7 protein-coding genes are annotated in these 6,197 nt (G+C 51.2%); 3 read left to right on the top strand and 4 right to left on the bottom strand.

The features are described 5' to 3' along the window. The coding region (locus ACRZ91_RS11605) for an adenylate/guanylate cyclase domain-containing protein (protein ID WP_480905414.1) at positions 1–439 on the top strand (439 nt) is incomplete at its 5' end. Between the two features lie 69 nt (positions 440–508). Here the strand turns inward: ACRZ91_RS11605 and ACRZ91_RS11600 are convergent. The 3 genes from ACRZ91_RS11600 to ACRZ91_RS11590 all read right to left on the bottom strand — a co-directional run bounded on the left by ACRZ91_RS11600 (position 509) and on the right by ACRZ91_RS11590 (position 2,702). Beyond that, complete coding sequence (locus ACRZ91_RS11600) at positions 509–988, bottom strand: hypothetical protein (RefSeq protein ID WP_480905411.1); 480 nt, start codon at positions 986–988, stop codon at positions 509–511. Between the two features lie 20 nt (positions 989–1,008). After that, complete coding sequence (locus ACRZ91_RS11595; protein ID WP_170547472.1) at positions 1,009–2,049, bottom strand: PLP-dependent cysteine synthase family protein; 1,041 nt, start codon at positions 2,047–2,049, stop codon at positions 1,009–1,011. Between the two features lie 104 nt (positions 2,050–2,153). Further along, entirely contained in the window at positions 2,154–2,702 is a 549-nt protein-coding gene (locus ACRZ91_RS11590; RefSeq protein ID WP_480905407.1) for a DUF6512 family protein, read from the bottom strand. 229 nt (positions 2,703–2,931) lie between these two features. Here ACRZ91_RS11590 and ACRZ91_RS11585 point away from each other — a divergent pair, with 229 nt between their 5' ends. Together ACRZ91_RS11585 and ACRZ91_RS11580 are read left to right on the top strand one after the other, a co-directional pair. Continuing rightward, complete coding sequence (locus ACRZ91_RS11585) at positions 2,932–3,360, top strand: c-type cytochrome (RefSeq protein WP_480905404.1); 429 nt, start codon at positions 2,932–2,934, stop codon at positions 3,358–3,360. A gap of 420 nt (positions 3,361–3,780) precedes the next feature. Further along, positions 3,781–4,197 (top strand): c-type cytochrome, encoded by a 417-nt coding sequence (locus ACRZ91_RS11580; RefSeq protein WP_170547476.1) that lies wholly within the window; start codon positions 3,781–3,783, stop codon positions 4,195–4,197. Positions 4,198–4,351: 154 nt separating this feature from the next. Here the strand turns inward: ACRZ91_RS11580 and ACRZ91_RS11575 are convergent, their stop codons facing one another. After that, positions 4,352–6,055, bottom strand: a complete 1,704-nt coding sequence (locus ACRZ91_RS11575) for an alkaline phosphatase family protein (protein WP_480905401.1) — start codon at positions 6,053–6,055, stop codon at positions 4,352–4,354. Positions 6,056–6,197 lie beyond the last annotated feature (142 nt).

Here is a 6,197-nt window from a genome sequence, read left to right as displayed (position 1 = left end):
CGTAGTCGAACGCAATGGCGGTAACGTTCTGAAATTCATGGGAGATGGAATGCTTGCCATCTTCGATATCAATCAAGTTCCGGACGCTCGCCGCGTCGCAATTCACGCGGCAGCGGAGTTGCGAGATACCTTTGAGGAACTCAACCAACGACGGCAAGCGGACGGTTTACCAACGACCGGCTTCACTCTTTCGTTGCACGCAGGCAATGTTCTTTACGGCAATATTGGCGGTAGGTTTCGCTTGGATTTCACGGTGGTCGGCCCAGCGGTAAATACAACTTCGCGCATTTTAGGCATGTGCAGCGCGCTTGATCAGAACATTGTTGTTTCCGACAAGGTGGCGGGCGACTTGGTGGGCTCCATTCCAAGCCTTGTTTCGCTGGGGCAATACAGATTGCGCGGTGTTGCTGAAAGACAGGAGCTGTTCACGATAGACTAGATAAAGCTCAATCCAAAAGTTCTGACCCATTAGGCCAGGCGCGTAAACAACCGCTAGCGCCGCGCGGGCTTACTCTTGCGACGATCCTACGGTCAAAATCTTCCCATTACTCCAAACCAAAGCCTCATAACAAACCTCGGCTCCTCCGCTTCCGCACCAACCACCGTCTCGTCCAATAAGCAGTATACGATCAGGCCCCCAGTCAATAAGACGCCAACCCGTTGCCTGCCACGACATGGTTTCACCGTCGACGATAAGATTGAGCATGCAACCCCCTGTTCCGCAGTACATAGAAGCAGCAGAAGAGCAGGAATACTGACTTTCATCTACGAGTTCAGCCTTAGCCGTGCCAAACTGGGAGCGCAGCTCGATCTCGGTCACGGCGTCACCCTGATCGAACTCTCCATTCTCGAAGTCTTTGCAATCAGCGGCTGCTCTTTCGATGATCTGTTGTGCTTCCTGGGAGGCGGCGAAAACTGTTGTGGCGCAAAACATTGCGGCGACCATTGATGCCAGAAGCGCTGCAAACAAAGATTTCACTCTTTTCATGCTTTCCTCATCGTTTGAATTCAGTGATATCCTGCCAAAGTAGCTTCGTAAGAGGCGGTTTCGCCGAAGTTTTCCATCACCCATTCCGGATCGTAGTAGGTGTCGAGATAACGGTTTCCGTCGTCACACAGAATAGTGACAATGGAGCCAGATCGTCCGGCAGCCTCCATCTCTTGCGCAACTTGCAAAGCGCCCCAAAGGTTTGTGCCTGTTGATGGGCCTGCCCGCCGCCTGATCCGATCTTCTAGCCAGAGCATTGTCGCAATGCTTGCCGCATCGGGCACTTGGATCATACGGTCGATTACATCTGCCAAAAATGACTTCTCTACCTTGGGACGTCCGATACCTTCAATACGACTTGAACAGGGGCGGGTCAGGGTCCTGTCTCCAGTTCGAAAGCTATCAAAAAACACTGAGTTTTCGGGGTCCACAACAACCAATTCACTGTTATAGCCCTTGTAGCGAATGTACCGCCCCAAAGTTGCTGAAGTTCCGCCAGTGCCCGCGCTCATCACAATAACCGATGGAATTGGATGTGGCTCTCGTTCCATCTGACGAAAAAGGCTTTCTGCAATGTTGTTGTTGCCTCTCCAATCCGTCGCCCGCTCGGCGTAAGTGAACTGATCCATGAAGTAGCCGCCGACTTCAGCTGCCAGTTCAACCGAGGCCTGGTGCATGTCCGGCGCCGCATCGACGAAGTGGATTTCCCCACCTTGGAACCGGATTAGGTCGATTTTGCTCTTGGCGGTAGATTTTGGGAGAACCGCGGTAAAAGGCACTCCGATCATACGGGCGAAGTAAGCTTCTGAAACGGCGGTGCTGCCAGACGAGGCTTCGATTACACGTGTCTCTTCCCTTATTTTCCCGTTTACAAGCGCATAAAGGAAAAGCGAGCGTGCCAGCCTGTGCTTGAGGCTGCCAGTGGGATGTGTACTTTCATCCTTGAGATAGATGTCTACGCCCTTCAGCCCCCGGACGGGAAGCTTGAAAAGGTGCGTATCGGCAGAGCGGTGAGCATCTGCATTGATCTTGGCAATCGAATCCGAAATCCAACGGTCCATGCCTCTACTCAAACGCCCTGTTTAGGGCCCGTCAAGCTTGGGAAAATCGTCTTTGAAATTCATGGGGATGCAAGCATGCGTCACCAATAGGACCGACTGTCCATCTAACGGGCAGAAATACCTATCGTGCCAGATTGTGCTTCAATGAACAGCCAGTGATTAAGAGGGAAAAATGTTAGGGTACTATAGGCGACGACTTGAACCCCAAGGAGAAACAAGCCGAATACATGAATGAGTGCAGGTATTTGATCTTCGTAAGCAAGCATCAGAATTGACACGATCTGGCCGATGCAAATTGCTGCAACAAATATTCCAATATCAATCAACAAAAAGTTGCGCTCAAATATCGCTGTGTACGCTGTGAATACTATTACAATCAAAATAGCAGTAATTGCGAGGCTAACTCCTTTAGCACTAAATACGTCCCTTCTTGTAAGTCGGGGTGGAAGCGGCATTAGGCAGGCCCAAAACAATCCTGGCCAAAAAGCCAGCTTTAAGTGTTCCCAAATTGACTCGTTGACAGCTGCCACAAGCGCCATTGGCGTCCAACTTCCAAGCAAAACAAATGCAAAGTGCAGCCCGGACCCAAGTAGGATCATTAGGATCGCCCCTATCGCTTCGAGCCAAACTATTCGGGACGAAGCTTTCAGCATGTTTGGATCTCCCAATCGTGATTGTTGAATACTCTGCTTAGATTCTCAAAAGTGAAATGCCCGCAGACATAAAAGGTCTAGAAATAACTTTCACCCCCCCTTGGTGAGCGGCAATGTCCAAGTTCTTGTAAGAGTCTGTAAAGTTGACCCTTCCTGATTTTTAACCCCAGTTGCTGTCATTGCCATGTTCTAAATTGGATCGTAGGCTGAATAAAAAACGGGGTAGAGCATGCACGCTACAAGGTGGGTTATTTTATCGGCTGGATCTATCGCTCTAGCCACAGCGTCGTGTACAGATTTGTATCCTGACGCCGATGTCATGCCCACTCGCGCTGATGGGGCAGCCTTTTTCTCAGAAAACTGTACTTCTTGTCATGGTGTGGATGGTAGAGGCAGTGGCCCGGCAAGCAGCGGTCTTTCCGTTGAGCCAACAGATTTGACAACATTGAGCGCGAAGAACGCAGGCACTTTCCCTCAAGCACGGGCCCTAAGCTACATCTATGGCGACCCGGGAAACAGCCATCTTGCTCGGGTTATGCCGGAATTTGGCGGGGAAATGGCGGAAGACCTGGTTCCGGTTGAAATCGAGGGTGTCTTGACGCCCACCCCGCGCGAGTTAGCAGGGTTATTGTTTTTCTTAGAAAGCATCCAACAGTAGATTAGTGTTCTTGGCGCTAGGTCAGCAATTGACCGTTTGCCGGTTTTCTGGACTTACACCTTTTTTTGATCCGGTGACTATTGCAGACCTAACACTGTGAAGCGCAGTGTTCTGCAGCGCGTAAGCAGTCTCTCGAATTCCTTTGACCGAATTGGGGTGTCGAACCCAACACTGGCAGACTGCGCCGCGACATATGATTTATGTCAAAGAGCTGAGCGCTTTCACATGCTAAATTTCGAATGTTAAATGGTAAAGCTGTTCTGAGCTCGTTGCTGCCTGTCCCCATCAATCGGTTTTGGGCCACAGGATAGCAAATGTTATATGGTAAAGGACCGACGTTGACCGGGGGGAAGATGTCGGTCCATTTTTGTTGTAGTGAACTCTCGTTTAGCAAAGGACCTCCGGCTTATGAGGTACTTCATGATCGTTGCAAGCATGGGCATTTCTTCGGTTGCAACGATATCTGCGGCCGAGGAGTTTTCGGACCTTGGTAAAGACCTCTTTGTTGAGCATTGCGCCAGATGTCACGGAAACGATGCATCCGGGAAAGGACCTGACGCAGCTGACTTGAAAACAGTGCCTGCTGATTTAACAAGGATTTCCGAACGCAGAGGGGGTGTGTGGCCCATGTTGGAGGTCATGTCGATCTTAGACGGTTACTTGAAAGTACAAGAACCTCGCGATGACATGCCGATAATCACCGAATTGAATGACGGCCCTGCTGTCGAATTCGATACGGGCAACGGTTTGGTTACGCAAATTCCTTCCAGACTTATCGAAATTGCTGAGTATTTGGAGAGTATTCAGTCTCCGAAGCCGGAACGATATGTTCCGTGAAGTTCTGCTCCGCATTTGTGTACGCTAAAGAGTGCTGCGTTGGGCGGTTTCCGTAGTCGCCAAGAAGCAACGAATATGAGGATCGCGTTGTGGACGATGCCGTCGCGGTCTGGCCTAGCTTGCTTCAATATCAGGACTCGCGCTTCACAGCGGTCTAATCCAAGACTTCTTGTAACACTTCACCGCTCGCACCATTGGGACGCGCCGTGCTCAATAATGCAGACAGTGTGGATGCGAGAGCAGTCGTACAAACACGGCGTGCGACCCGTTGCGGTTTTAAGTTCGGTCCAGCGAAGATAATCGGCACATGTGTGTCACCGCGCCACGGTGACCCGTGGGTGGATGTGACGGACAGACCATCGAAGTCTGCGATGAACCAGCCGGGTTTGAAGACTACGTATATGTTCCCGGATCGGGTCGGATGATAGTTGTTGCGGATCAGGCGCATGATGTCGGTATCGGGCAGGAGGTTTGCTTCGATAGCCGTACTGGGGACGGCGAATGCCACATCGGGAAAGGATAGAAGCTCTTCTGCAATAGCTGACTCCAGCGTGGGTAAATCAATATCACGGCGAGCCAATACTTCGGGGGCGATATTGAGATAGGGGTGATTATAACCCTCAAGCAATTTCCCGGTGATCCCAAACCGCTCCTTAAGCCTGGCTATCTGTTCCGTCGGGTCCCATGTGTCCGGAGCAACAAGGCCAGTTTGGATGCCAACACTCTCCAAATAGCCCGGCGCATCGGTGGTGCCGTGGTCCGCCGATAGAACGATCAAAACGTTTTCCAGCCCAATCCGTTCGTCGATAAACGCGAAGAGATTCATGAGAGTCTGATCGAGGCGGTATATCGTGTCCTCGGCTTCAAGACTGGAGGGGCCAAACACATGGTTGACGTAATCCACGGACGAGAAGCTAATCGCCAGATAATCCGTTACCGCGTCTTGCCCGATATCCTCGGCATCAATCAATCGTTTGGCAAATTGCGCCGTCAGATCGTCGCCAGCGGGACTAAGCGTTAAAAAGGTCGTAAAGTAGGGATTTTCTAGCGGGTCAAACCCATTTTGCATCGAAGAATAGCGATGAGGAAAGGTTATGCCGAACCCGGCGACATCCGTCTCCCATGGCTGGTTGTCACGGTCGCCAAAGAGATAGGCTTCCTTTGGGTGCATCAATTCCCAAGAGGTTCCTTCAAAGGAGGCACTCGGCGATGCGTCATTCCAGACAGAAACCCAATCAGGGTATTTGTCGTAATAATACGAGCTTGTGACGAAACGATTTGCGGCTTTCGAGAACCAGAAGGCTTTGCCGCTTTGTCCCGCCATTGTAATAGCCCCACGGTCTTTGATTGAAACTCCAAAGACCTTGGCCGCTCCAGCAGTGGAAGCGTTTAATTCGTCCGAAAGCGTCGTAACAAGCATAGCGCGTGGTGACCGCCCATCTGTGCCAGCTGCCGTCTGTGTTGGGTCAATTTCAATATCGTCATTGACGCCAGCGCCATCTCCAAGAAGCGGAGCGGTGCTGTCTTCAACGTTGTAAACAACGCGGTCCAAGGTTCTGTCGAACCATATGTTTCCGATCATCCCGTGCACTGCCGGTGTTGCCCCGGTCGCCAATGTGGCGTGCCCGACAACAGTCTCTGTATTGGCATGGCAATGATGGGCGTCCACATAGTGTACACCGTTTTCAAGTAAATTCTTAAGGCCACCCTCCCCAAGATTCTCAAAGTAACGTGTCGGCAGATCGCCCCGCAACGCGTCAACGGTCAGCTGCAAAACAAGACGAGGAGGTTCTTGCGCATACGCAGGAGCGATTGCAGCCAACCACAAAGAAAAACAAGCTCTCAGTGATTTGGTCATAATGCTTCCTTTCGCTGTATTGCGCAGCAGGTCTGTCGCGACCGCAATTGCGTGCTAGAACAACCCTCTTCAATACCAAACTGATAGCAAAAACGCTTCACGTCTACTTCTTACGACCTATCGCGAAATAGCCTGCAACACC

Source organism: Ruegeria sp. O11 (assembly GCF_056535285.1).
Note: the sequence above shows the minus strand (reverse complement) of the source record. Positions and strands in the feature narration are given on the sequence as shown.

What these genes read in the sequence shown, in the direction of transcription:
- ACRZ91_RS11600 (WP_480905411.1), bottom strand. Translation starts at nt 988, where the DNA reads ATGAAAAGAGTGAAATCTTTGTTTGCAGCGCTTCTGGCATCAATGGTC.
- ACRZ91_RS11595 (WP_170547472.1), bottom strand. Translation starts at nt 2,049, where the DNA reads ATGGACCGTTGGATTTCGGATTCGATTGCCAAGATCAATGCAGATGCT.
- ACRZ91_RS11590 (WP_480905407.1), bottom strand. Translation starts at nt 2,702, where the DNA reads ATGCTGAAAGCTTCGTCCCGAATAGTTTGGCTCGAAGCGATAGGGGCG.
- ACRZ91_RS11585 (WP_480905404.1), top strand. Translation starts at nt 2,932, where the DNA reads ATGCACGCTACAAGGTGGGTTATTTTATCGGCTGGATCTATCGCTCTA.
- ACRZ91_RS11580 (WP_170547476.1), top strand. Translation starts at nt 3,781, where the DNA reads ATGATCGTTGCAAGCATGGGCATTTCTTCGGTTGCAACGATATCTGCG.
- ACRZ91_RS11575 (WP_480905401.1), bottom strand. Translation starts at nt 6,055, where the DNA reads ATGACCAAATCACTGAGAGCTTGTTTTTCTTTGTGGTTGGCTGCAATC.